The sequence below is a fragment of the Polaromonas sp. P3_C2 genome (assembly GCF_056402675.1).
In genome coordinates, this window is record NZ_JBFUGX010001050.1 from 1 (window position 1) to 951 (window position 951).

Annotated in this window: 2 protein-coding genes; both read left to right on the top strand. The window is 67.2% G+C overall.

Annotation, left to right across the window (positions count from 1 at the left end; translation table 11 throughout):
* On the top strand, positions 1–360 hold a 360-nt coding region (locus AC1DWI_RS24480), incomplete at its 5' end, for a magnesium chelatase domain-containing protein (protein ID WP_477726086.1).
* Between the two features lie 20 nt (positions 361–380).
* The coding region (locus AC1DWI_RS24485; RefSeq protein ID WP_477726087.1) for a metallophosphoesterase family protein at positions 381–951 on the top strand (571 nt) is incomplete at its 3' end.

Below are 951 nucleotides of genomic sequence, written 5' to 3' on the forward strand. Positions count from 1 at the left end.
GTGGTGCTGCACCGCCACGCCGGCRTTGCCTGCATGGACCGGGACGTGTTCGTCAACGCCGTGGGCGGCGTGCGCATCAGCGAGCCGGCAGCCGACCTGGCCGTGATGCTGGCCATCACCTCGTCCTTGCGCGGCAAGCCGCTGCCCAAGGGTTTCATCGCCTTTGGCGAGGTCGGGCTGGCCGGAGAAGTGCGCCCGGCCCCGCGCGGCCAGGAGCGCCTGAAGGAGGCCGCCAAGCTGGGTTTTAGCGTAGCCGTGGTGCCCAAGGCCAACGCGCCCAAGAAACCGATTGAAGGCCTCACCATCCACGCCGTCGAGCGCGTGGAAGAGGCCATGGAAGTGGTGCGCAGCCTGAGCTGAGGCATTGCACAATCAGGGCCATGAAACTCGCCGTCATCTCCGACATTCACGGTAACCTGCTGGCACTTGAGGCCGTGCTGGCGGACATTGCCGGGCAGGGCGTTGACCAGACCGTGAATCTGGGCGACATCCTGAGCGGCCCGTTGCAACCCGCGGAAACCGCCGACCTGCTGATGGCCCGCAACTTCACCACCATCCGCGGCAACCACGAGCGGCAGGTGCTGGAATTGCTGGACCAGGGCCAGCATCTCGACCCACTCGGTACCGACGGCTACACCGCGGGCCAGCTGACGTCGGCGCAGGTGGCGTGGATCAGGTCGCTGCCCACGCGCCTGGAGCTGGCGGGCGGTGACGTGCTGCTGTGCCACGGAACGCCCGGCAGCGATTTGATCTACTGGATGGAAACCACGGTGCCCGGTTTTCCTGACGCGCATCCGACGGGTATCCGGCCCGCCACGGCCGAAGAAGTTTTCCTGCGGCTCGGCGACGAGAGCCCCCGGGCGCATTCGCTGGTCCTCTGCGGCCACACCCATGTGCCGCGCTTGGTTCAGTGCGGCAATTTGCTGGTCGTCAATCCCGGCAGCGTCGGCC